Annotated in this window: 38 protein-coding genes; 36 read left to right on the top strand and 2 right to left on the bottom strand. The window is 61.8% G+C overall.

Annotated features, from left to right (window positions below):
* Positions 1-4: 4 nt before the first annotated feature.
* From ACYVM5_RS14770 to ACYVM5_RS14645, 26 genes are all read left to right on the top strand, one after another.
* Entirely contained in the window at positions 5-373 is a 369-nt protein-coding gene (locus ACYVM5_RS14770) for a hypothetical protein (RefSeq protein WP_460618875.1), read from the top strand.
* Positions 373-579 carry a hypothetical protein gene (locus ACYVM5_RS14765; RefSeq protein WP_460618874.1) on the top strand — a complete coding sequence of 69 codons (207 nt, stop codon included), beginning with the start codon at positions 373-375 and terminating at the stop codon, positions 577-579. Before ACYVM5_RS14770 ends, ACYVM5_RS14765 begins: the two co-directional genes overlap by 1 nt.
* 485 nt (positions 580-1,064) lie before the next feature.
* A complete protein-coding gene (locus ACYVM5_RS14760) occupies positions 1,065-1,598 on the top strand; it encodes an HNH endonuclease (protein WP_460618873.1) in 534 nt (177 codons plus the stop codon).
* 51 nt (positions 1,599-1,649) lie between these two features.
* Complete coding sequence (locus ACYVM5_RS14755) at positions 1,650-2,384, top strand: DNA-methyltransferase (RefSeq protein ID WP_460618872.1); 735 nt, start codon at positions 1,650-1,652, stop codon at positions 2,382-2,384.
* On the top strand, positions 2,381-2,782 hold the full coding sequence (locus ACYVM5_RS14750) for a hypothetical protein (protein ID WP_460618871.1): 402 nt from the start codon (positions 2,381-2,383) through the stop codon (positions 2,780-2,782). The genes ACYVM5_RS14755 and ACYVM5_RS14750 overlap by 4 nt, the downstream gene beginning before the upstream one ends.
* Positions 2,779-3,738, top strand: a complete 960-nt coding sequence (locus ACYVM5_RS14745; protein ID WP_460618870.1) for a hypothetical protein — start codon at positions 2,779-2,781, stop codon at positions 3,736-3,738. The genes ACYVM5_RS14750 and ACYVM5_RS14745 overlap by 4 nt, the downstream gene beginning before the upstream one ends.
* Before the next feature lie 2 nt (positions 3,739-3,740).
* The gene (locus tag ACYVM5_RS14740; protein WP_460618869.1) at positions 3,741-4,070 is read left to right on the top strand and encodes a hypothetical protein; all 330 of its coding nucleotides are present in this window, start codon (positions 3,741-3,743) and stop codon (positions 4,068-4,070) included.
* On the top strand, positions 4,034-5,248 hold the full coding sequence (locus ACYVM5_RS14735) for a hypothetical protein (protein ID WP_460618868.1): 1,215 nt from the start codon (positions 4,034-4,036) through the stop codon (positions 5,246-5,248). The genes ACYVM5_RS14740 and ACYVM5_RS14735 overlap by 37 nt, the downstream gene beginning before the upstream one ends.
* 130 nt (positions 5,249-5,378) lie before the next feature.
* A complete protein-coding gene (locus ACYVM5_RS14730; protein ID WP_460618867.1) occupies positions 5,379-6,071 on the top strand; it encodes a hypothetical protein in 693 nt (230 codons plus the stop codon).
* Positions 6,068-6,379, top strand: a complete 312-nt coding sequence (locus ACYVM5_RS14725) for a hypothetical protein (RefSeq protein ID WP_460618866.1) — start codon at positions 6,068-6,070, stop codon at positions 6,377-6,379. The genes ACYVM5_RS14730 and ACYVM5_RS14725 overlap by 4 nt, the downstream gene beginning before the upstream one ends.
* A 97-nt stretch (positions 6,380-6,476) precedes the next feature.
* A complete protein-coding gene (locus tag ACYVM5_RS14720) occupies positions 6,477-6,761 on the top strand; it encodes a hypothetical protein (RefSeq protein ID WP_460618865.1) in 285 nt (94 codons plus the stop codon).
* Entirely contained in the window at positions 6,758-6,964 is a 207-nt protein-coding gene (locus tag ACYVM5_RS14715) for a hypothetical protein (RefSeq protein WP_460618864.1), read from the top strand. Before ACYVM5_RS14720 ends, ACYVM5_RS14715 begins: the two co-directional genes overlap by 4 nt.
* Before the next feature lie 117 nt (positions 6,965-7,081).
* Positions 7,082-7,258, top strand: a complete 177-nt coding sequence (locus tag ACYVM5_RS14710) for a hypothetical protein (protein WP_460618863.1) — start codon at positions 7,082-7,084, stop codon at positions 7,256-7,258.
* A 148-nt stretch (positions 7,259-7,406) separates the two neighbouring features.
* Entirely contained in the window at positions 7,407-7,598 is a 192-nt protein-coding gene (locus ACYVM5_RS14705) for a hypothetical protein (RefSeq protein WP_460618862.1), read from the top strand.
* A 12-nt stretch (positions 7,599-7,610) separates the two neighbouring features.
* Positions 7,611-8,024: a hypothetical protein gene (locus ACYVM5_RS14700; protein ID WP_460618861.1), complete on the top strand. Its 414-nt coding sequence runs from the start codon at positions 7,611-7,613 to the stop codon at positions 8,022-8,024.
* Between the two features lie 96 nt (positions 8,025-8,120).
* Positions 8,121-8,807: a hypothetical protein gene (locus ACYVM5_RS14695; protein ID WP_460618860.1), complete on the top strand. Its 687-nt coding sequence runs from the start codon at positions 8,121-8,123 to the stop codon at positions 8,805-8,807.
* A 1-nt stretch (position 8,808) separates the two neighbouring features.
* Positions 8,809-9,543: a hypothetical protein gene (locus tag ACYVM5_RS14690; RefSeq protein WP_460618859.1), complete on the top strand. Its 735-nt coding sequence runs from the start codon at positions 8,809-8,811 to the stop codon at positions 9,541-9,543.
* 3 nt (positions 9,544-9,546) lie between these two features.
* Positions 9,547-9,696: a hypothetical protein gene (locus ACYVM5_RS14685; protein WP_460618858.1), complete on the top strand. Its 150-nt coding sequence runs from the start codon at positions 9,547-9,549 to the stop codon at positions 9,694-9,696.
* Between the two features lie 24 nt (positions 9,697-9,720).
* Positions 9,721-10,101 carry a DUF5681 domain-containing protein gene (locus tag ACYVM5_RS14680; protein ID WP_460618857.1) on the top strand — a complete coding sequence of 127 codons (381 nt, stop codon included), beginning with the start codon at positions 9,721-9,723 and terminating at the stop codon, positions 10,099-10,101.
* Entirely contained in the window at positions 10,085-11,563 is a 1,479-nt protein-coding gene (locus ACYVM5_RS14675; protein WP_460618856.1) for a phage terminase large subunit, read from the top strand. The genes ACYVM5_RS14680 and ACYVM5_RS14675 overlap by 17 nt, the downstream gene beginning before the upstream one ends.
* A 301-nt stretch (positions 11,564-11,864) precedes the next feature.
* On the top strand, positions 11,865-12,104 hold the full coding sequence (locus ACYVM5_RS14670; protein WP_460618855.1) for a hypothetical protein: 240 nt from the start codon (positions 11,865-11,867) through the stop codon (positions 12,102-12,104).
* Between the two features lie 50 nt (positions 12,105-12,154).
* Entirely contained in the window at positions 12,155-14,023 is a 1,869-nt protein-coding gene (locus ACYVM5_RS14665) for a hypothetical protein (protein ID WP_460618854.1), read from the top strand.
* A gap of 12 nt (positions 14,024-14,035) precedes the next feature.
* Complete coding sequence (locus tag ACYVM5_RS14660; RefSeq protein WP_460618853.1) at positions 14,036-14,275, top strand: hypothetical protein; 240 nt, start codon at positions 14,036-14,038, stop codon at positions 14,273-14,275.
* Between the two features lie 12 nt (positions 14,276-14,287).
* Positions 14,288-14,551, top strand: coding sequence for a hypothetical protein (locus ACYVM5_RS14655; RefSeq protein ID WP_460618852.1), 264 nt, complete (start codon positions 14,288-14,290; stop codon positions 14,549-14,551).
* Positions 14,551-15,471: a hypothetical protein gene (locus ACYVM5_RS14650; protein WP_460618851.1), complete on the top strand. Its 921-nt coding sequence runs from the start codon at positions 14,551-14,553 to the stop codon at positions 15,469-15,471. The genes ACYVM5_RS14655 and ACYVM5_RS14650 overlap by 1 nt, the downstream gene beginning before the upstream one ends.
* Before the next feature lie 4 nt (positions 15,472-15,475).
* Entirely contained in the window at positions 15,476-15,703 is a 228-nt protein-coding gene (locus tag ACYVM5_RS14645; protein ID WP_460618850.1) for a hypothetical protein, read from the top strand.
* Between the two features lie 98 nt (positions 15,704-15,801).
* Here ACYVM5_RS14645 and ACYVM5_RS14640 read toward each other — a convergent pair whose 3' ends face one another.
* Both ACYVM5_RS14640 and ACYVM5_RS14635 read right to left on the bottom strand, forming a co-directional pair.
* Positions 15,802-16,107 carry a hypothetical protein gene (locus ACYVM5_RS14640; protein ID WP_460618849.1) on the bottom strand — a complete coding sequence of 102 codons (306 nt, stop codon included), beginning with the start codon at positions 16,105-16,107 and terminating at the stop codon, positions 15,802-15,804.
* Positions 16,108-16,167: 60 nt separating this feature from the next.
* Positions 16,168-16,326: a hypothetical protein gene (locus tag ACYVM5_RS14635; RefSeq protein ID WP_460618848.1), complete on the bottom strand. Its 159-nt coding sequence runs from the start codon at positions 16,324-16,326 to the stop codon at positions 16,168-16,170.
* 74 nt (positions 16,327-16,400) lie between these two features.
* Between ACYVM5_RS14635 and ACYVM5_RS14630 the strand changes: the two genes are divergently transcribed.
* From ACYVM5_RS14630 to ACYVM5_RS14585, 10 genes are all read left to right on the top strand, one after another.
* Positions 16,401-16,700 carry a hypothetical protein gene (locus tag ACYVM5_RS14630; protein ID WP_460618847.1) on the top strand — a complete coding sequence of 100 codons (300 nt, stop codon included), beginning with the start codon at positions 16,401-16,403 and terminating at the stop codon, positions 16,698-16,700.
* Between the two features lie 2 nt (positions 16,701-16,702).
* Positions 16,703-16,924, top strand: a complete 222-nt coding sequence (locus ACYVM5_RS14625; RefSeq protein WP_460618846.1) for a hypothetical protein — start codon at positions 16,703-16,705, stop codon at positions 16,922-16,924.
* A gap of 80 nt (positions 16,925-17,004) precedes the next feature.
* Positions 17,005-17,910 (top strand): hypothetical protein, encoded by a 906-nt coding sequence (locus ACYVM5_RS14620; protein ID WP_460618845.1) that lies wholly within the window; start codon positions 17,005-17,007, stop codon positions 17,908-17,910.
* A 24-nt stretch (positions 17,911-17,934) separates the two neighbouring features.
* The gene (locus tag ACYVM5_RS14615; protein ID WP_460618844.1) at positions 17,935-18,984 is read left to right on the top strand and encodes a hypothetical protein; all 1,050 of its coding nucleotides are present in this window, start codon (positions 17,935-17,937) and stop codon (positions 18,982-18,984) included.
* 100 nt (positions 18,985-19,084) lie between these two features.
* Complete coding sequence (locus tag ACYVM5_RS14610) at positions 19,085-20,101, top strand: hypothetical protein (protein WP_460618843.1); 1,017 nt, start codon at positions 19,085-19,087, stop codon at positions 20,099-20,101.
* On the top strand, positions 20,102-20,617 hold the full coding sequence (locus tag ACYVM5_RS14605) for a hypothetical protein (protein WP_460618842.1): 516 nt from the start codon (positions 20,102-20,104) through the stop codon (positions 20,615-20,617).
* The gene (locus ACYVM5_RS14600; protein WP_460618841.1) at positions 20,614-20,874 is read left to right on the top strand and encodes a hypothetical protein; all 261 of its coding nucleotides are present in this window, start codon (positions 20,614-20,616) and stop codon (positions 20,872-20,874) included. Before ACYVM5_RS14605 ends, ACYVM5_RS14600 begins: the two co-directional genes overlap by 4 nt.
* 2 nt (positions 20,875-20,876) lie before the next feature.
* Positions 20,877-21,503 (top strand): hypothetical protein, encoded by a 627-nt coding sequence (locus ACYVM5_RS14595; protein ID WP_460618840.1) that lies wholly within the window; start codon positions 20,877-20,879, stop codon positions 21,501-21,503.
* On the top strand, positions 21,497-21,856 hold the full coding sequence (locus tag ACYVM5_RS14590; RefSeq protein WP_460618839.1) for a hypothetical protein: 360 nt from the start codon (positions 21,497-21,499) through the stop codon (positions 21,854-21,856). Before ACYVM5_RS14595 ends, ACYVM5_RS14590 begins: the two co-directional genes overlap by 7 nt.
* A complete protein-coding gene (locus tag ACYVM5_RS14585) occupies positions 21,844-22,344 on the top strand; it encodes a hypothetical protein (RefSeq protein WP_460618838.1) in 501 nt (166 codons plus the stop codon). Before ACYVM5_RS14590 ends, ACYVM5_RS14585 begins: the two co-directional genes overlap by 13 nt.
* The last annotated feature ends 145 nt before the right edge of the window (positions 22,345-22,489 follow it).

Below are 22,489 nucleotides of genomic sequence, written 5' to 3'. Positions count from 1 at the left end.
CGTTATGAACCAGTATCATCCTGAAATCAACACCGCCGCCTACTCAGTTGAATGGCTGCAAACCCGCCGCGAACACTTGGCTAAAATTGGCCTGTACGGCTCCATCAACGAGAAGAAAAGCGCCCACCGCAAAGCCGAACTGGCCGCCATCGATACCGGCTTGAAGGCCCGGGGCGAAAAGGCCATGCAGGTACGCCGCCCCAACCGCGCCGCCCGCCGACTGCCCGATTCCGGCCCCGCCGATGTGGCCCGCCCGCGCCTTGACTGCTTCCCGCCCCCGGCCCAGCGGCCCCTGGTCAGCACCGGCTACTCCTCGGCCGTGAACGCGGTGAACAGCGACTATCAGCCCCGCAAAAACTCGGTCTACGCCTGATGCTGCCCGCTGCCACATATGCCGCCCGGCTCAGCGAAGCCGTTGCCACCTACGAAGCGGCCCCCTCGCCCGCTACTTACGCCCCGGTCGCCGCATTGGCTACGACGGTGCGCCGCCGCTGGCCGGAAGCCGTGCTGCTGTTGCCTCTGCCGCCAGCACCAACGGCTTACGGCAAACACGGGCCGCGCCTGCGCCTCAACCCGTAGCCGCTTCCCGCCCCGCTGCCTAGCCGGCTGCGCTGGTGTTCCCAGGAGCGGAAGGGGCGGCGTCAGATTGGTTCGGAGCCAGGGCCAGCACCACGAATTGGTGCCCGCGAATCTTCAAGCCTTCCGCCTTGCCCTCATTGATTCGGCGGTGGACTTGCACCACGCTAATGCCCTCTAATACAGCATACTCCTTAACGGTTCGCAAGCGGGCAAGAAAGGAGTTTATGGCTGGGGTCAGGCTGGGCATAGTGGACTGGCTGAAAAAATAATTTGGGCAAAGGTAAAGAATTGCCGTTAGTCGTATTACCGTTACATATATAACCGTTATATTTGTAACGTAGCAGGGAGGCAAACACGTCGCCCACGGTCGCCCACACGACCCGCACCGTCTTAACCCCGCCGGCTCTCTGTTGAGCACGGCTTTAGACACCCCGTTCTGTTCGGCCTGTGGGGGCTGGATGGACGGGGTTTGTCTTTTCTAAGCCATGCCGTACGATTCAGTTGCCGACTACCATAAGGCCGTGCTGGCCTTCGACCCCACCGACCTACTGGCCCGCCTGAAGGAGCGCGGCAAAATACGCCCGTTCAGCCGCCGACAGGATTTGGCAGCCGATGACGTTATCCCTGCCACCCCGCCCGGCTTCTGTGCCTGCGGGTGCGGGGAGGCGATTCGGCCGCCCCGCCGAAAATGGGCCTCTGAAGAATGCACTTGGTTCTGCTATGCTGTGCAAGGCATCCTGTTGGGCGACACAAAAAGCATTGGCAACTGGCTCAAGCGGCAACACCGCGCCGCTGGCGAGCCGATTTGCTGCCAACACTGCGGGGAGAAGGCCACGGCTTATGAAGTAGACCACAAGCTAGCAGTGGCGCTGGGCGGCGGCGGGCGCTGGTTAGACAACTACCAACTGCTTTGCCACGGCTGCCACGTCAAGAAAACGACCAACGACCTGCGGCTGATTTCAGCCCTTAGAAAGAGCCAGCAGCAAGCCCGGATTGTCCAAAAAAGCCTGTTCGCCTAGCCCTCCCCACCTACCGGGAGCCGCCCCTTCACCTCTTATTTTCTGGAAAGCATGACAACGAATATCATTCACCACGGCGATTGCCTCGACGAACTGCGAAAGATGCCCGATGCCTGCGTGGACTTCGTGATTACCAGCCCACCCTATAACAAGGCGGAAACCACCAACGGGGGCGGACTGCTGCCCCGCTTCATGGATGGTTACGAGGGCTACCACGATAACATGCCCTTTGCGAAGTACGTGGAATGGCAACAGGCCGTGCTCGTCGAGTGCTGGCGTGTCATCAAGCCGACCGGGGCTATTTTCTACAACCACAAGCCCCGCCCGTTTGAAAAGCAAATCCAGTTGCCGACGCTTTTCAACCCGGGCCTGCCACTGCGCCAAGTCGTTATCTGGCATACTACGTGGGGTGTAAATATGTCGCCCGCCCATTTCTGCCCCTCGCATGAATGGATAATGGTGTTTGCTGGCCCTGCTTTCAACCTGCGCAACCGCAATGCCAGCGCCTATACTGACGTGTGGCGCATCGCCCCGGAGCCTAGCAAGAATCATCCGGCTCCGTTCCCGCTGGCCCTGGCTCGTCGAATCCTGTGCAGCGTTGGCCCCGGCGGCATTGTCCTAGACCCGTTCATGGGCAGCGGCACTACCGCCATAGCCGCTGTACGGGAAGGATACCAGTACATCGGCATTGAGCAAAACGCCGGGTATATCAAGCTGGCCGAAGGCCGATTGCAGGCCGAAGCCGCTGCGCCTTCCCTGTTCACGCCCGATTTGGCAGCGGCATGAACCAGCATAACTCCCGCCTCAAGCGCGGCACCAAGCCCCTGCAGCGCCACTCCCGCTTAGCGCCTGTCTCCGCTACCCACCGGGCCGGACGGGTGGAACAAGCCAGGGTGTACAAGGCGGTGGATGCCGCCGAATCGCCCTGGTGTTTGGCCTGTGGCAGCCCCGGCCCGCTCGACCATTCCCATTGCCTGACCCAAAAGCAATGGCCCGCCCACAAGCTCAACCCGGCCAACATTCATTTAGAGTGCCGCCGGTGCCACGAAATGTGGGAGAACAACAAACACGCCTACGCCCGGCAATACCCGCTGGCCTGGGCCGCAAAAATGGCCGTGATGCGCCGGCTTGAACCTTCCTACTACGCCGCTTTTCGGATGAAGAATCCAACCCTTCCCACATGATAAAGAGCCCCGCATTTCAATGGTACCCGGCCGAATACCTGGCCGACGAGCGGGTAACGCTGCTCTCCCTCGAATCCGAAGCGGCCTACGTTCGGCTGCTCAACTACTGCTGGCGCGAGGGCAGCATCCCCGCCAACCCGGCTCTGCTTTCGGCCATGTGCAAGTACGCCGACGTGAAAGTGATTAAGCCCGCGCTGGCCTTGTTCATCAAGTCGCCCACGCAGCCGGGCCGTCTGATTCACAAGCGACTCGAAGAAGAACGAAGCAAGCAAGAAGCCTTCCGCACCAAACAGGCTGATAATGGGCGCAATGGCGGCCGACCAAAGAAAGCGGTGGGAAAGCCAAACGAAACCCAAACAAAAGGCCTGGGTTTTTCTGGCGAAACCCAAACCGAACCCAAAAAAAGCTCTTTATCTTCTACTTCATCTTCTAGTACTACTGACGTAGTACCGCACGAGGAGGCGACGACGGCGACACCACCTGAGGTGCCAGCCAAAACACCCAAAGAAGTAGCTGGGCTGCTCGCCGCCGACAACGACCAATTCACGGCGGCCACCGTGCCGATGCTCAATGACCCGCGCCTGTTCGCCATCGTGATTGACCGGCTGGGCTACACGCCGCACGACCTGGACATTGAATTTTACCGCAAGCAAATCCGCACGACGGCCGAATCGGCCGGGATGGAAGCCGGGGTGCTGCAGTTCCAGAACTTCGTGAAGAAGTACATCAACAACGACAAGGCCAGCAAAACCGGCCTTATCAAGCCTGCTGCCCGGGTCGTGCCCCTGGAACAGTCGGACAAGGCCATTCGGTTTGAGAAAACCCCCGAGGCGCTGGCCCGCGAACAAGCCGCCCAATCGCAGCTGCACGCGGACATGATAGCGCGGAACCTGGCTCGCCACGCCCGCAACGACGGCCAGATGCCTACCGGTCAGCACATCGGCCAAGTCAACTAGCCATGAGCGACTACGTCCAACGCGCCGCCCAATTCCGCGCCGCCCTGCTGCCCCTTCGGGATTACGCCCAACGGGAGCGTGGCAAAATCGACCTGGCCGACCCCAAGCAGTCCTTCCGCTTTCGCCATGTGCAGGCCCTGGAAACCGCCCTGGAAACCGCCGTCAGCTTCGGGGCCACCGTGCACCAGTTGCTCCACCCGCCGCCCACCCCTGCCTTCCTGGCCCTGCAAGCCCGCGTGCTGCGCTGCCACGCCATCCAGCAAAACCCTTCCCTGGCCCACAACCCCGCATTCCCATGCCCGCGCCCGAATCCAACCCCTTCGCTGACCTGAGCCCCGCCGCCGACTTCGCCGCGCAACCGGTGGAGCCCGCCCGCATCGACCCCATCCACGCGGTGCAATCGCTCGACGGGGCCACGTGGGACAAGATGGCGTTTTACTACGACTATCCCGAGCAGCGGCCCCGGGGCGCGACCACCTTCGTGCCCGAGCTCGACGCGCATTTCAAGTGGATGCCGGGCTATACCAACCTCTGGACGGGCTGGCCGGGGTCGGGCAAGTCGGAGTTTATGCGCCAGTTGCTGCTGCTGCAAGCCGTGTTTGGGGAACGCAAGTCACTGCTGTTTGCCCCCGAGGATATGCCCAAAGAATCGCTCTACGACGCGCTGATTCATTCCCTGACCGGGCAGAACCCCGACCCCGAAGTGCCGGGCCACCTGCCCCGGGCCTACTACCACCGGGCGGCTGAGTACATCCGCGAATTCATCTACGTGGTGGTGTGCCCCAAAACCTACGGAAAGACGCCGGGCCATATCCTCGATGTGTTCGAGTCGGCCCGGGCCCAGCGGGGCATTTCGCACTTCGTGCTCGACCCCTGGAACAAGTGCGACCATTCGGGGATGCAGGCCGCCGGCGGGTTCCAGCCCTACCTGGTGAAAGAGTTGGGGGCTTTCACCGACTGGAGCGTGGAAACCCAGGCCTACCTGAACATCGTGGCCCACCCCAAAGGCCAAATCCGCCCCCGGGGGGAAGCCCGGGCCGTGCCAGATAGCGACGGGGTATCGGGCGGGGCAACGTGGGACGACATGATGCACTGCATCAACGCCATCTACCGGCCCAACGTCCACAAGTCCCGCAACGACCCGGCCGTGGCTTTCTACAACCACAAAATCAAGTCCCACCGCCGCATGGGCGCCAAGCCCGGCAGCATCGGGCAGGACAGCGAGAACCCCGACGTGCTGATTGAATTCGACTGGAAAACCGCCCGCTACACCTTCAACGGTATCACCCCGCTATCCGCCCCCGCCGTGCAAAGCATCTACGCACCGGAGTTGGTGGCCCTCACGCAGGCCCCGCCCACGCCCACGCCCACCTGGAAAGAGCGCAGCATCCCGGCCGCCTCGCAGTTTGAACATGAGCCCAGCCCCTACAACATCGCTGCCGCCGCGCCTGCCGTGGGCATCCGGTTTGGCCCGACGCCGGTAGCCGAAACCGACCAAGCACCCTTCTAGCCCCCGCCCGCCCACTCCCTCCCAGTAGTACCAGACACCGCCCGAAGAATGGGCAAAAGCCGGGCTATTTTGTGGATAAATAGTTGTCTGATAATTTGTTAAATACCTAAACCCTTCGTAAATTCACAGCATGGAAGAGCCCGCCAACTATGCCGCCTCAGTAGACGGCCAAACCCACGCATTCACCCGAATCGCCACCCCTCTCCCGCCCCTGGCTGGTACAGGAGGAGGCGCCGTGACCGCAGCGAAGCATCTTTTGCACACCCGCCTGAATGAGCCGTTCTATGCCGCCTCTGGCGAAAACAGTGGGCAAGGCGGCTACGATGCCGACGACGTGGAAGGCCTTGTTGCCGAGCTATTGGCCGAATCCGCCACCCTCCGTCACCGCCTCGGGGAAGCCGAAGCCGCCTTAGCCCGTGCCGAGAAAGCCGAATCGTTGATCGCCACAGAAGACGAACAGGAGGTTGACAAGTTGGGCCTCCTGCTAGAGAATCAGAAGTTGTGTGAGGAACTGCGGGGGCTGCGGGCCCGACTTGTCGAATTGCAGGCTAAGTTCTGCCCCAACTGCGACCGCGCGAACTGGGAAGAAATGGTGCCCAACTACGGTTGCAACATCTGCAAGATTGACCTGTCTGGTGCCCCGGCCCCCGAACAATCCCCCATTGAAGAGCAATATTGGGCCAACGGCGACCACTGTAATCGATGCAAAACGCTTGACTGGCAGGCCCGTTATGAAGTAGGCTGCAACCTGTGTGCTGGGAAAGATGCCCCGGCGGCGGCCCCCATACAGGGAGAAGAAGCCGGGAAGGAGGTGCCATCATGAGCGGATTCAAAGTAACATGCCCCAAGTGCCGTGGGCTTGGCCAGCGTCGCTACGTGGTGCTGTCAGCCGACCGTCGCAGCCAGCGCGATGCTTGCACCTACTGCCGAACCTGTAAAGGCACAGGGCAGGCCAGCAGAAAGACCGTCTCGGTGAAACTGCCCGCTGATAGCGTGAACGTGTTGCTGAGTTGCCTGGATGAAATTGAATACCTCAACTCCTTTGGTGCGCATACGGCAGTGTTTTCCGAGTTGAAGCAGGCGCTTTGCGAACGGATGGGATTTGAGTACGAAAAAAACGCCGATGAATAGCCCCTCTCCCACCCCCGCCACCCCTATAGCGAAGACACCCCCAGCCGGGCGGCGTTCGTCGCTCCTGAGCGATAAAATCAACTAAATCCGCCCATCTATGCGAACCGTTGCCCGTGTTGACAGTAACCAGCCGGAGATTGTGAACGCCGTGCGCCGGATTGGGGCCAGTGTGTTGCACCTGCACCAGCTGAAGAACTGCTTCGACCTGCTGGTGGGCTATCGGGGCAAAACCTTCCTGATGGAGGTGAAAGACCCTTCGCAGCCACCGAGCAAGCGCCAGCTGACCGAGGGCGAGGCCGCCTTTCGGGATTCGTGGCGCGGCTCCGCTTACCACATTGTTCACACGGCTGATGAAGCCATTAAAATCCTGACTGCATCATGAAAATCATCGAACGCCGCGAATACACGCCCGCCACCGCCCGCCTCACTTGCGCTAAATGCCATTCGGTTATGGAGGTGACCAAAGCCGATGTTTCCAGCGACCGGGACGGCGACTATATCAAATGCCCGGTTTGCGACAAGTTTAACGGGGTGCCGTTGGATTTGAATCCCAGCAAGTTGGCCAAGGCTTATTACAACAAATAGCCCCGTCCAGCGCACCGTTATCCGCACACCGATTTACCAACCGGAACCCAGCCCGCCTAAATTATGCCCAACTACACCGACTACCTCCCCACCTACATCCCCCAGCGATTTCACCGAATGCTGGACAGCCAACTGTACGCGCGCATGAACGCCATCGAGCGGGAATGCAAACAAGCCTGCGACCCGCAGCGGCTGGCGGCCGCCCCGTGGCCGGAGCTGGGCCAGGAGTATGCCATCTGCAAGCATGTGGCCGCCTCCCGCCCCGGCTATGCCCACCCCGCCCCCACGTACTAGCCACCCTCACCGATATACCCGCCTAAGCCATGAGCCAAATCACCCAGTTTCTAGATTCCATCATTGAAGACTTTCCCGTTGTAGTCGCCCTGGTTATCGGGCTTACGACGGCCCTGTCCTGCACACTCGCTTATTTCGCCACTGCCCCATGAGCGAAACACCCGAAGCCCGGCCCGCTTGGCTCCCCTTTATCGGGGAATACGAAAAGGAATTCTATGATGTGCGCACCACAGATGGCAAGGAACATTTGGAGTGCTGGCCCAATGCGGGCTACTTCCATGCCCGCAATCACGACGTTATCCCGTCTGCCGATGTGACGCATATCCGCCTTGCCGAATAATAACCGCCTAACATGCAAACCCCCAACGCCTTCCACGGAGCCCCCAGCCTACACCCCCACCACCCCGCCCCAACCCCTGGGCAGGGATGGGAGCCGGGGCTGGTGCGGCGTGCCGTATTGCCGCGGGCGGTGCCCACGCTTACGGTGTACGCCGACGGCTTTAGCTGTTTGAATGCGGAGGGCTCGGGATTGGTGGCGGATTTCAAAGACGGGCTATGCCTGCATGCCCCGGCCCCGGTACGCACCGGCCGCCAGCCCAAGCTGTGGGAGGTGAGCGCGGGCAGCTGCGCGGTGCTGTCGGCGCACCCCGATAAGCTGGCTCAATTGCGCTTCCGCGTTCCCCCGTCTGAGGGTCCGCCGCCCGGCCGGTATGCGCTGCTGCCCATTGCCGGAGAACCCCACAGGTTCAGCCTGTGGCCCATCTGAGGGCTTCGTGTGCCTTTGGCAGGCGATTGATAGCTATTTCGTTTCGGGGCGGGCGGTGTTTTGCGTTGTCGAACGCACACCCCGAAGCCCGAAACCATGGCCGCTACCACCCTTGCCCCGCGCCGCGCCCCGCTGGCCGGCTGCCCTACCTCTGGCAGCGCGGCTGTGCTCGAATCCCGGTTGCTCAAAGCCTACCGCGCCCTGTTGCCGACCCTCACCCGCCGCGTGGCCCACATCGAAGCGTTGTGCCTGGCTGCCTTCGGCCCCGCCACGGACCGCTACGGCCGTGCCCTGGGCGAAGCCGCCGCCGACCGGCAAACCATCACCCGCCTCGAACGCCTCACCGACGTGGTGCCCGAGCTGCTGATGCTCCTCAGCCCCGAGGAACAACAAGCCATCGCCCCGCTGCTGCTCGACGCCCAGGACCTGCCCGCCTTCGCCAAAGCGGTAATGGCCTACAACGGCGCGGGCAATGCGCTCTACAACCGCGAGCCCGAGCCCAAGCTCAACGACGCCCGCACCTTCGACGTGCTGGCCAAAGTCATGGGCTTCGGCAAACTGGCCCAGGCCGATACCGCCAAAGCCACCGCCGCCAGCCGGGTACTGCGCGGACTGCTGCCCACCGGCGGGCCGCCCCTGGTGCTGGTGCCGCCGGTGTACACGGCCAAGCCCAAGCTGCGCACGGGCAAGCGCCGCCGGGGCCTGCACCCGCTGACGCTGCCGGGGCAGTTGGTATTCCAGTGGCCGGTTTCGGCTGCGCGGGCCATGGAGGGAGGTTTGTAGCATGGCCACAGGGTTCAAAGCCGACTTCACCTTCAACCAGGATGCCTTTTCGGGCCTTCACCCCGACACCATGCCCAGCATCTTCGACGAGCCGCGCTACAGTGCGCCCCGCGCCTGCAAGGACGTGCCGGAGGAGCTGACCAACTACGCGAAGGCGGAAGACATGGCCCGCGGCATGGCGCTTTCCCCCGGTTGCCGGCATTACCAGATGGTATCGGGCGGCTTCATCTTCGGCGACTTCATCGAGGCCCTGCTACGGGAGCAGCACATTCAGGCGGTCGAAATGACCATCAGCACCTACTCGCTGAGCCGCAACAACATCGACAGTCTGCGCGGGCTGATGGACTCGGGACACATCGAAAAGCTGAGCCTCATCATATCGGCCGGCCAGCACTCCCACGAGCTGCACGGCCTGGTTCCCTACGCGCTGGAGCAGCTGGACCTCGACAACCGGTTTCAGTACGCCGCCGCCGGGACGCACTGCAAGCTCTGCATCTTCGAGACGCTGCAGGGCAACAAGGTCGTGATGCACGGCAGCGCCAACCTGCGCAGTTCCGGCAACATTGAGCAGTTCATGCTGGAAGAGAACCCGGCCCTCTACGACTTCAATCACGCCTACCAGCAGCGCATCCTCACGCGCTACGGCGTTATCAATCACAACAAACCCCTGCGCGGCACCAAGCCCCTGCGTCATTCGGCGCTGTGGGCAGAAGTTGCCCCGGAATCAACCCCGTAACCCATGGCATCCGGCTCAGCAAAAGGCGGCACCAGCTCCGCCGGCACCAAAGAAACCCGCGCCGCACGGCGTAGCAGTCTGTTGCGCGCCGGCTCCGGCCGTAGCACGTTCCAGACCAGCAACCCCAACGCGGCCAACTACTCCCCCTTTTAATCACTACAGGGAATCTACAGCGAAATGCCAGAAGATGCAGTGGGCTACAAAAGCCCCCCGAAAGAGCACCAATGGAAGCCCGGCGAGTCAGGTAATCCCGACGGCCGGCCCGCCGGCGTGCCCAATCGTGGCACCGCGCTGAAGAAGTTTTTGAGTGCCCCGGCTAAATTCAAAACCCCGCCATCGGCTGGATTTCCCGAGGGAGAAGAAATTGAAGGCACGGCCGAGGAGATGATGGCCATGGCCATGATTGCCGCCGCCAGCATGGGCGACGTGAACGCCTTCAAGGCCGTGATGGATGACGTGTACGGTAAGCTGACGGACAAGGTGGAAACCACGACGGTGCGCAAGATTACCCGCAAAATCGGTGGCCGAACCGCCGCGCCCGATGAGCCCGGAGCTTGAGCTTGAGATTCACCCCGACGCGGTAAACGCCGCCTTCTGGCCGTACCTGGACAGCCGCGCCCGGTTTCTGCTGTTCTGGGGCGGCCGGGACAGCTCCAAAAGCGACTTTGTGGCCCTCAAGCTGCTACTCGACTGCCTCACGCTGCCGTACTTCAAGTGCGTGCTGGTGCGCAACGTGTTCAACACCATTGGCGGCTCCATGGTGGCCACGCTCAGGAAGGTGGCCGAGCGCGAGGGCATTGACGACTTGTTCACCTGGGGCGTGTCCCCGCTGGGCATTAAGTGCAAGGAAAACGGCAACAGCTTCGTGCCGCACGGCATGGACAACCCCGGCAAGCTCAAGTCCTTGTCAGACCCGACCCATGCGTGGTACGAGGAAGCCAACCAGATAGCCAAGGCCGATGCCGAGGTGCTGAGCAGCAGCTTGCGCACCTCCGAGCCCGGCACCTACCTGCAGGAAATCTATTCCTTCAACCCCGACCACGAAGGCGACTATAAGACGTTCTGGCTGTGGCAGAAGTTTTTCGAGGGCACCGGCCACGGCTCCGACCTGAGCTTTGGCGGCCGGCTGGCCATCGACGTGAGCGGCCAGCTTATTGAAATGCCGTTCGAGGTGCTGCACACCACCTACGCCGACAACCGCTGGTGCCCGCCGGAACGGGCTGCCCTGTACGAGTCCTACGCCGCCGCCGACCCCTACCGCCACCGCGTATGGGCGAAAGGCCTCTGGGCCACCAAGCAGACCGGCAACGAGTTCTATCCACAGTTCAGCCGAGCCAAGCACACGGCTAAGATTGACTACCTGCCTACCCTCCCCATCTGGCAAAGCTGGGACGCCAACAGCCTGCCCTACTGCGCCATGTTCTGCGGCCAGAACGACGACCAGCGCACCCAGGGCGGCAAGCGCACGCTCCGCATCTTCCGCGAGTACGCCATTGGCAGCCCCAACAGCGGCCTCCGGAACACCGGGCACGCCTTCCTGAAAGACCGCCGCACGTTCGGCTGGATGGATAGCGCCGTGATGCTGACGGGGGACGCGAGCATGCGCGCCCGCAAGCCCAGCGATGAGCGCAGTACCGCGCTAGGCGACGTGCTGGCCGCGCTCAATGGCTTCACCGATACCGACGGCAAGCCGGTGCCGGGCTGCCTCAATGGCCGGTCAGATAGCTTCTGGCCGAAACGCAACCCGGAGGTGGAGCGGCGGCGCGACTTTGTGAACTACGTGCTGGCGGGCGGGTTGCCCGAAGTGCAGGTGCTGATTGATGCATCTTGTACGAACCTGATTGCAGATATGGAGTTGGTGCAATTGGGTGTTGATGGGAAGCTGAAAGAGATGTACACCGATAAGGCGCTAGGTGTGCGTTACCAGATTCGGGGCCATTTTTCGGATATCTGTGAGTATTGGATAACCACTATATTACAACCCGAATACGAGGCCTTTAAGGCGGGGCGTGGCGGGTGACAATCATTTGCTAGTCTGGTGTTTATGTCGTATATTCGGGCATGAATGAGAAGCCCTTTACCCCTGCCGACTTGCCCAATTGGATAGCCTGTGTTCGGGCCGAAATACGCGTGGGCGTTGGCCATATAACATGCCCCGCCTACCCGTTGCTTGAGCTATTGCAGGAACTAGAGAAGCGGCGGGGCGCCGATGCGCCGGGCAAATGCCAAAATGAATTTGGGCCATGCGTTGAGCATTGCGGGCGGTGCAAGGATGCGCCAGTTGATAATTGCTGGCTAACCGCCGAAAACCGCTAACGCCCATGAAAAGCTACTACTGCTACCGGGGCGACAAGCACACCGATGAGGCGCTAAAAGGCAAGCCGTGCCGCGCCGTTAAGAATGTCGCTGGCAAGTGTATTCGTGGTAAAAACGCCAATATGCTGGTTGAGTTTGCGGGCGGCATTCGGCATGTTGTGCTGGCTCGACAGTTGCGCAAGATTTGGGAATGGGCACCGGACGGCACAGAAGAGGCATTCGGATTCGCGCCGATTCTGACCTAGTTTCCGGCCGGGCCGCTCCCCCCCGCTCCTTTGTGCTACGCCCGTAGCCCATGACGCCCGACCAAAGCATTCCCCTCATCTCCGCCATGCTGCTGCAAGGAAGCAGCGCCTGGCACCCCGACTACACCCGCGTGGTCGATTACGCCATTGAGTGCCGCAAGTTCGCCACCGGGGACGTCACGTCCCTGTTGCGCGTGTACTGGCAGGGCGAGTCCGAAGAAACGCTGCAACGGCTGTTTCGGCTCTACGTGGCGACCTGCGAGGCGGCCTGGGGCGAGCTGGCTACGCAGTTCTACAAGGTAGCCCGGCTGCGGGATGGGCAGGTCGAGCGCAAGATTGTGTACGATGAAGCCCTGGGCGAAGCCGAGCGCGCCCGCTTCACGGCGGCCGTGACGCAGGCCCTGAACGGCTACTACAACAACAAGCCGCTGCAGGACTACCTGGCCGAACACATCGCCCAGACGGTGGCCATGACCGACCCGAACGCCTGGCTACTCACCGCTTTCGACCCGTTCGACTACCGCATCCAGAAGGCCCGCCCGTACCCGGTGCTGCTGCCTTCGTCGGCCGTGGTACACTTTACCCGTTCGGCGGGAGAGGTAACCAGCATGACGGCCCGCTACGCCATCAGCAACGCCGACAACACCGAGGCCCTGCACCGCTACACGTCCTACCTGCCCGACCATGCGGTAGACTACTGGCCCGTCGATAGCGGCAACGTGCATACCATTCCCGGCGGCCCCGAAGCGGCTACCGGCGTGGTGATGGAGGCCGACAAAGTGAAGTACCACTACCAGGTATTCGAGCACGGGGCCGGCCGCGTCCCCGCCTCCCCGCTGGGCTACGTGCCCGACCAGGGCGCGCAGGGGCTGGTGTTCATTTCCCCACTCCATCGCGCCATTTCGTGGCTGAAGCTGGAGCTAAAGACCGGCCATGAGCTGCAGATTGTCATGCGCAACATGGCCATGCCCCGGCAGTTGCAGTACACGCAAGCCTGCACCGGCTACGACGAATACGGCGGCTGCGACAAGGGCCTGTGCCGCAACCCGGCCAGCAGCAACCCGAACGACTTCCGCTGCCCCAAGTGCCACGGCAGCGGCCTGGAGCGGCTGAGCAAGAGCGCGAGCGACGTGATTGAAATCCCGCTTTCGCCCAACCCCGAAGAAAACAAGCTCAAGCTGACCGACATGCTGGCCTTTGTCGGGCCGGATGCGAGCATCCCCGAGTTCCAGCTCAAGTTTCAGGACTGGCTGTCCGATAAGGTGTACAAGGCCGTCTTCGGCCGGCAGGTGCAGCAGAAAACCACCGGGCCAGCTACGGCCACGGAGGTAGCCGACATGGCCGACCAAATGGCCGTAGCCCTCACGCCGTTCGCGGATTGGTTCAGCGGGGCCTACGTGCACCACGGCACCGTGGCGGCTGCCTACGTGGATGCCGGCAAGGGCCTGACGCTGATTTACGACTTCCCCGACGGGCTCGACCTGAAAAGCGAGACGGACCTGTACAACCAGCTGGCCGCCGCCGTGGCCGCCGGGGTGCGGGCCGACGAGATTACGCGCATTCAGAACGCCATCATGCGCAAGACCCACGCCAACGACCCCGAGGGCTTGCGGCGCTACCTGGTGCGCAGCCGCTTCATTCCCACGCTGGGCATTCCGGACCAGTTGTTTATTCAGTACGTGGCCCTGGGCAAGATCCCTGAAGACGACCAGCTGATTCGCATCAACGCCGACCGCATCTTCTACGATGCCGAGCTGGCCGACAAGAACTTCTACAAACTTACCCCCGAAGCGCAGGCCGTGGCTGTGCAAGCCCAGATTGACATCATCAAGGGCAAGCTCACCGCCCCGGCGGCTGCTGGAAGCTTCGGCCGGCTCAATATGACGCCATCCGCGCAGGCAGCGGCGGTTCCCGCGTAAACAAACAACGCCATGAGCTTAATCAAGACCGAAGGGATAACGGTGTACTACATCGATTTTAAGCTGGCAAAAAACAAGGCGATGGCCATAAAAACCATTGCCCATAACAAGCGCGCCTATGTTCAGCAGCTTAACATCCACGAACGCATCAATCTAAAAAGCGCCTACGGGTTGATAGAAACCCCGCTTTTTGAAAAACTGCACTTGATTAACATGGTATTCGCGGAACAGCCTTACCATAATCGATTTTAAGCAACTGGCTCCATGACAACCGAAGAACTTGAACCACTGCGCGAAGCCCTCGGAAGCGACCAATGGCAGGCTGGAATGCTAGCGGATATTGAGAAAATGAACGTGGCAGCAGAGCGCGCTACGGAATCGCTGCATGACATGCGTCTCAACATACAAGAACGGCTAGAGCGCTCTAGGCAGTTCGATACGGCGGCCGGCAACAGGTACGCTGTGCTAGCTCAGGCTTACTGCAGGCTACAGGCTGCCGCGAAATTGCTCATGCAAAATACTGAGTAGTGAAAACGCCCGAAGAAGCCGCCCGCTCCCGTTCCGCCGCCATTCAGACGCTGGAGGACCTGCTGAACCAGCACGTCGAAGAGGCGCAGAAACTGCTGTGGGAAGGCCTGCTTGCCCGCCTGAAAGACCTGCACGCCGACGCGGCCCTGCTGCCCGCCCTGCTGGCCGAATACGCCAACACGGTGCTGGCTCCCCTGGCCGCCTTCTACGGCCAGTCGCTGCTGCATCTGCCGGGGCTTCAGCTCGATTACTTCGCCGCGCTGGGCCTCACGGATTACCAGCGGCTAAAAGCGCCCCTGACGGGCTTCCTCACGGCGCGGCTCGGGCTGGATTCGTCGGGCCAGCTGGTGCCCGGCGGCTACCTGTCGGCCACGATGGGCGCGGTGAAGGACGGACTCACCAAGCAGGTTTTAACCTACGCTTATTCCGCACAGGCTTCCGGCGTGGGGCTGAACGGCTACAGGGATGGGCTCAATGCACTGGTGTTGGGCAGTGGGCCAGGCTCGGGCAATGCGCTGGGCGTGGTGCAGGAGTTGTACCGCAGCGCACCAGAAGACTTTGCCAAAGCTGACCGGATGCTATCGGTTTTGTCTGGCAAAGAATTAGGATTAACTGCCTACCTCTACCAAGGAGGACTGATAGAATCAAGTCGCCCATTCTGCATTGCCCGCAATGGCAAAGTATTTCTAGATTGGGAAATAGAACTATTCGGGACTAGCAAGGATAAATACACGGGGTATACGAACAAAAAAGAAGGATTATTCGCAGGAAAGCCCGACCCTTACGATTCTTGGAGCGACCTAGGCGGCTACAATTGCCGGCACCACCTGCACGCCATTCCGGCCAACGTGGCTACGCGCATACGGCCCGAATTAGCAGAGGATAAAGACGGCAAATTGTACATCAAGCCAGTATCTTAGCAGCATGGAACTCACTCCCGACCAACAGGCCACGTTCATCTACGACACCTTCCTAAAAGCCAGTGGCGAGCCCGACTTACGGCCCGCCGATGAGGCCACGCTGTTGGCTCAGGTGACCGGCTGGAAGGATGGGCTCTTTCTCGACTCCATGCAGCACGTAGCCCAGCAGCGCGCCATCAAGGCCAAAGCGCCCACGAAAAAGAATCTGATGCAGAAGCTGTTTCGGAAGTAGTTGGGGCGCATTGCCGGCAGCGAAGCCCACGGGCCAGCATAAGGCCGGACCCCACGAAAAAGCCCCAGCAGCAATGCCGGGGCTTTTGTTTTGGCTGATTACGGAATCAATATAGCCTCTCGAATGTCACGCCACTCTGATTCGAACTTGTTTTCAAGCGAATAGACGATGTAAGACACCCGCGGAACAGGTCGGTCTTCGCGGAGTTCGCCCCAATGGGACTCGTTGTCTTTTGGAGCGATGGCCACACGAACCTTTGTGCCCCCGTTTCTGCCATCCCCCTCGGTTAGTTCGAGATAGTAGCGCTTGCCGACTTCGGGCAATTGGCAGAGGTCCTCTGGAGTGTATTCATGCTCGGTGAAGGGTCGGCCGGCGAATGTGGCAAATAGCTGCTTAACGGGCATTACGAATAGGTGTTGGTGAAACCCCAAGTAACGAAAAGAAACGGAAGCACCAACTGCAACCTACCCCATCCCCAACTCCTTTAGCGTCTCCTTTACCTCCAAGTCCCACAGCATACGGCCCAGGTCCAACGAGAAGCCGAGGCCCAACGGTAGCGCGGTAATGGTCAAGTCCAGCGGCAGGCGCGGGCGGTAGCGACGGCGAACAGCAGGATAGCGCATGGGCGTTTCGGGCAGCGTGTGGCCGCTGGGGAAGTTTGAGGAGCGAAAGATACTTCACCTCAACCCCTTGCCCTATGGATACCCCAAAGCCCGGCGCACCCGACTTCGACGTCGATAATGCGTCCGAGAAAGACTACGAGAAGCACCTTCAGATTCTCAAGCGCCGCGCCGATGTGGCGGCTCTCACGCCCACGGCGCTCACGGCCGAAACTACCACTGGCACGCCCTATATCCCCGCCCCCGATGACGTGTACGCTGTGCACCCCGAACTGGGCAACCGCTACTTCTCGAAGCTGGCCTGGGACACCCTCGAAACCAAAGGCGCGCACGGCGGCTGGGAAGTAGCCGTGGACAAGCCGGCTGACCTGAAATAGGCATGAGCACGAAGCCCGCCTATACCCACACGGTTCGCGTGAAAGGCAGCGATGCCACGCCCGAACACGCCACCGACGCTGACATCGAGGCCATGAAAAAAGGGTTCGGTGAGCGCACGTTCAAAACGAAATACGAGGTGGTGAAGCTGGCCGAGAAGCCCGCCGACCTGCCGACCACCGCCGAAAAACCCGCCAAAGCCGAGAAGGCCGAGGACAAGAAGTAGTCCCGAAGCCCGGGCCGGCTGCCCGGGCCTTTGGCCGCTCAAGTTGACGCGGTTGCTATCCTAATGGCTTAGGCCCCATCATGGAAGACCAATTTAAACGCCTTGTCGGGCAGGTAGCCCGAGCGCTGAACATTCCAGCCGAAACCGTTGCCGATTACGCTGAATCGGATGAAGCCATCAAAGGCTTGTCGAAAGCATTCAAAGACAACCGCGAAACCTTGGATACGGCCGGCTACCAGCGGGCCGAGGGCAAGATTAAGCAGGACGTGGAGAAGGCCCTGAAAACGCGTGGCGTTGAAGCCCCGTCGTTCGACAAGCTCAGCGAGGGTTTAGACCAACTCGAAACCGTAGCTGCCAGCAGGTCGGGCAATACCCTGACCGAAGACCAGGCCCGAGAGAATCCCATTGTGAAAAAACTCCTTACGGACGCTCACAACGAGAAGCTTTTGGCCGTGGCTCAAGCTGGCAAGGATGCGGAAACCGCGTTGGAAGCCAAGCGCACTGCCTTTTTGAAGGAGCAGGAAGATGCACAGTTAGAGACTCAGGCCCGCCGTTACATCACGGAAGAGCTGAACCCCAACCTGAACACTGACCCCGCCAAAGCAAAGAAGCAGGTGGACCGCATGGTAGCTGAGATTCTGGCCCACCCCCGCAAGAAAGAAGCCGACGGAAGCTTCGCCCCCATCGATGCTTCGGGCAAGTTGCTCGACAACGGAGCAGGCGGAAGCAAATCCTTCACTGAATTCATGCGCGACGTGGTGACCACTGATTTTGGCTTTGACCTCCCCGAGGCGAAGAAGCGTGACCATGTACCCAATGGCACTCCCGCCCCCGGCACGCCGGGCAAGTTCGAGTTCAAGGAGTACAAAGGCGCGCCCCCCACGACCGAGGCCGAAGTTTTGGCAATCCGCGCCGACCAGCGCCTGCCCCTTGCCCAGCGGCAGGAGGTGAAAGCCTACTGGGAGGGCCGGAACCCAACCACCTAACAACGAAACCCCCAACCCGCCACCATGGCTGATTTAAGTGCCCTTTATGTCCTGAACGTGCGCGAGCGCGCCGAGCAGGTTTACGCCGAAACCCTGCAGGGCCTGGCCTTCAATGAAGTAATGGCCGACACCGCCAACGCGGTAAAAGCCAACCAGCAGGCCGCCCGCGCCCAGGAGCTGCTCACCGCCTCGCCCACGGACAACGTGGACATCGTGTGGGAAACCGACGACAACGGCGCGACGCAGGATTGCACCAGCGACTGCTCGTTCACCGGCACGCCGGCCACTGGCAACGCCATCAACATTGCCGTGCCCAAGTGCATTGAAACCATCTTCTCGGTTTCGGCAGAATCGGCCCGCCGCATGGGCCGCACCATTGAGGAGGAAACGGCTTTTCTGTTGGCCCGCCGCATGATTGCGATGGACAACGCCGTGAACGCCTACACCCTGGCGCGCCTGCTGGCCCTCTCCGATGCCGCCGTCACCGGCACGCTGCCCGCCTACGCCACGCAAGCCGCTGGCGTTATCACCGTGCCGAGCGCCAATTGGGGCCTGAGCATGTACGCCGACCTGAAGCTCATGGGCGTAAAAAACCGCATGGGCATGCCCTACGTGATTGACGACGGCGCGCTGTACACCTACCTGGAAAATGCCCGCCTGAACCAGGGCAACGACACCGGCAAGGGCGACGCTGCCCGCGCTGCGGCCCTGGCTCCTTACGAGGATATTCTGGGCTTCACCGCTGCCGGCATCACCACCGCAGATGATTTTATCATCAAGCGCGGTGCCGTGGCCTTGTTTTACAAGACGTTCAACCCGTCGGCCCCTGAACTCATCGGCGGCACGGTGCAGCAGGTGCGCAGCACCATGGCGTCGCAGGCCATCACGGCCGGCGGCGGCATCAGCTACGACCTGTTTTCGACGCTCGGTTGCTCCGACATCGCCGGCGGGTTCTCCCACTCGGACATCGGCTACACCTACAAGCTGAAAGCCAACCTGGGCGTGTACAAAGCCCCTGGCGTTGGCACGTCGGTAGGCCGCCCCGGTATCCTGGCCGTGAAGCGCGGCGCGTAGGCCATCCTATCCGCTATGCTATGAAAGCCCCGGCCCGATACAGCCGGGGCTTTTTGCGTCAGGTTTCCGGCCGGGCGGCCCCTGCTGGCACCTTTGAGCCATGCCAACCGAGCCGCTCAACTGCCTAGAATCCCTTGTGGGCCTTGCCCCCGAGGCGCTGCCGTGCTTCCCATTCCCCAGCGGCGATACCGACTGGATTACCACCAGCAGCCGCACCGGCAGCGCGGCCGGGGGCGTGTTCGTCTCGCAGCTGGCCGGCCTGAGCTTCCAAGCCGCCAAGGGTGACCCAGGCACCGACCTGTACGACCGGCTGGCCAAAGCCCGCACCAGCGCCGCCTCCTACGTGCGGACAGCCATTCAGCAGGGCCCCAAATACGGCTTCGGACAAGCCCGTTTCACCGCTTCCGGCCAATTGGGCAAGCCCGGCAACGGCAGCGTGTACCAGGGCGCGCCGGCCCTCACGCTCACCACCGGCTACGCCGAGGGCGGGGCCTACCGGGTAACGGCGCTGGCCCTGCAAACCACCGTGGCCGTGGCCGACGTGGTGATTCAGTTGGACGGGGTACCGGTCGCCACCATCACCACCGGCGGCCCGCTTGCGCCCATCACCCCGTTTCTGATTCCCTTCGACGGTCAGGCGCACACGCTCACGGCCGTGCTGCCCGACGGCGTGCGGCCTCTAACCGGGCAGGTGTATTGCTTTTGCGGCGGCGGCCCCTTCACGCAGTCGATTCGTGCATACCTACCAGCCGTTACCAGCCAAACCAACAACGCGGGCTTCCTGCTGCGGGTAGAGGAAGTCTGCGGCACTAGCGAATCGGACATGCTCTGCTATGCCACCACGGCCAACGCGGAGCTAGCCGACTCGCTGGCCAAAGCCGTGCAGGCCATGAGCGGCTACTACTTCCTGATGGACTTGTTCAGCCAAGCCAACTACAGCCGCTACACGCTGCTTGACACCAAACAGATGGACTACCTGGCCAACAAGGAATTCAAGCCCTACGCCGACCAGATGATTGCCTGGCTCTCGCAGCCCGCCGGCCTGGGCCGCCTCACCCATCCCTGCTACACCTGCGCCCCGAACCCCTGCGGGCCGCGCATCACCAAAACCTACTAAGTGGAAACGCTGTCCTCCCGCATTGACAAGGCCCGCGAGGCGCTGACGCTGGCCGGCCCCCGGTTGGCGCTCCTCTACGCGTCTACCGTGCTGGCGCTGGTGACGCTGCGGGTGCAGTCGCAGGGCCTGACGGGCAAGCTCTACAGCTCGCGCCCGGTGCCCACATTCTTCTTCACCAAGGAAGCGCTGAACGCGGGCGGCCGGAACTACATCAAAAAGAACCGCACCGGCACCTGGGCGGGCCTGCGGGCTGCGGAAGGGCTGCCGGTTGATGCCGTGTACCTGACGCACAGCGGGCGCATGATTCGGGCGCTTACCACAACCGGCGCGGGCAACCAGGGCGCGGTGTTCTTCGCCCGCATCATCGCCGCCGATGCCGAAAGCGCGAGCAAGGTCGAGCACAACCTCAAGCGGTACGGGAACTGGCTGCTGCCGACTCCGAGCGAAGAGGCCGAGGCGCAGGCCGCGGTGCAAGCGGAAGTAGTGCGAATCCTAAAGACGGTCTTTCAAGCATGAGTATTCGGCAGGCTGTACGCATCGCAGAAGATGAAAACACCAAAGAGGTGACTGGTAGCCGCTGCGCATTTCTTTGGGCAGACGTGTATGCGGTTGAAGACGAAACCGGCCGGGCATTCCCGTGGCCCAGCGAGTTGACCTGGATTCGCACCGTGCACGGGTGCTACTACATTGAAGGCCCTTTTCTGCAAATACTAGCTGAGTGGGATGCCTTTCGCAAGGCCAATGATTTCACTTTATGCTTTAGCCGCTCCTAATCGTGACCACCGAACTAGCCGCCTTCCTCGCTGCCCGCCTGCGCCCGCTGTCCTTTCTCGAACGGGTGGTAGGCCTGGCGCGCCCCGTCGATGAGAACAAAGAGGAAACGTTTGGACCGGAAGCCCAGGCCCGGCGCATCAAAACGCCCGTAGCCCTGGCTTATCCCGATGATGCCGAGGAATGCGTGAAAGATGAGCGCTACCTGCTGCCCGACCAGAACACGGCCAGCATCGTGTTCTTCGAGGACCAGGGCACGACCGGCTACACGCTGCCGGGCACCAACATCAAGGGCAAGGAGTCCACGCTGCGCCTGTTGGGCTGGTTCAACCCGGCCCTGTTCAGCGCACCCCTGCCCGAGGCGGCCATGATTGACGCCATCAACAAGGCGCTGAACGTCGATTACCGCTACATGGCCGGCACGTCGGGCGAGTACGAGGGGCTGCTCATCACGGCTTCCATTCTACCCGCTGAGGCCGCCCTGTTCAGCAAGTACACCTACGCGGCCGACCTGAACCCCATGCTCTACCCGCCTTACCGGCTACTGGGCCTGGAGTTGAAATGCCGCTACGCCTACCGCCCGGCCTGCCCTGCCGATGAACTGCCCACCATTGTACCCCGCTCATGCTAACCGCACTCACGCCTGCTTATTGGATTTACGCCCTGCTACTGGCTTCGCTGGCCGTGTGCTGGGCCGATGTGCTGGTGCGGCCCGGGATGCTGCTGGCGCCGGTGCAGGCGTGGGCGCGGGCGAAGTATCGGCGCCTGCCCTCCGCGGCCAGTTGCGAGCATGACGGCCGCGAAATAGAAGACGCGTGGTGGTGGGGGCCCGCCTGGGGCTGCTTCAAGTGCTGTGCCGGGCAGTTCGCTTTCTGGGGTTACCTGCTACTGTTTCCGCTTTCCGCCTACCACCTGCTGGCCCATTTGGGCTTTACGGCCATCACCATCATTCTTTCAATCATCGTCAACAAGTGGAGCCAGTAACCCCGCCCGCCATCATCTCCCCGCCCCTGAACTGCGACAGCTTCGAGGCCGGCGGCGTGACCTACACCCGCACGCCCACGCTGGCCTTGGGCCGCGCCCGGCTGTTGCAGCGGTTCCAGACGGAGCTACAGTTCAACATGGGCATCCCCGCTGTGCAGCGCGCCCTGGTGGAAGTAGTAGCCGACCTGAACGGCTTGAAGCTGGTGGATGGGTGCGCCAAGCTGCGCCGCCTGATGGACGGGGCCGACCTGCTGGGGGCCAACCGGATGCGCGAGGCCGAGATTGTGGCCCTGTTCTACAACGCCCCCGACGAAGACCCCACCACCTACGACCACGCCGCCATCACCCGCAAAGTAGACACGGCATGGGGGGCTGTGGATGCTGATTTTTTTACGCGTCAAGCCTTCGCGCAACTGCTTCGTACCTCGACTCACTACCCAAGTCTGGAAGAAGTAGCAGCGGAAGCAGCCCAACCGGACCCCGCCTAGCCGATAAGCTGGCCGCCCTCGATGCCTATTGGGCCGATGTGCTTTTCCATGTGGGCGGCGGCCGGCCCGAAGCCTACGCCTCCCTGATGCAAATGCCCGCCCCTGATTTCTACGCACTTCTTGACGCTCACCGGCGCAACACCAA

Source organism: Hymenobacter ruber (assembly GCF_054783255.1).
The sequence above is the reverse complement of the archived record's forward strand: the minus strand, read 5'-3'. Positions and strand labels throughout refer to the sequence as shown.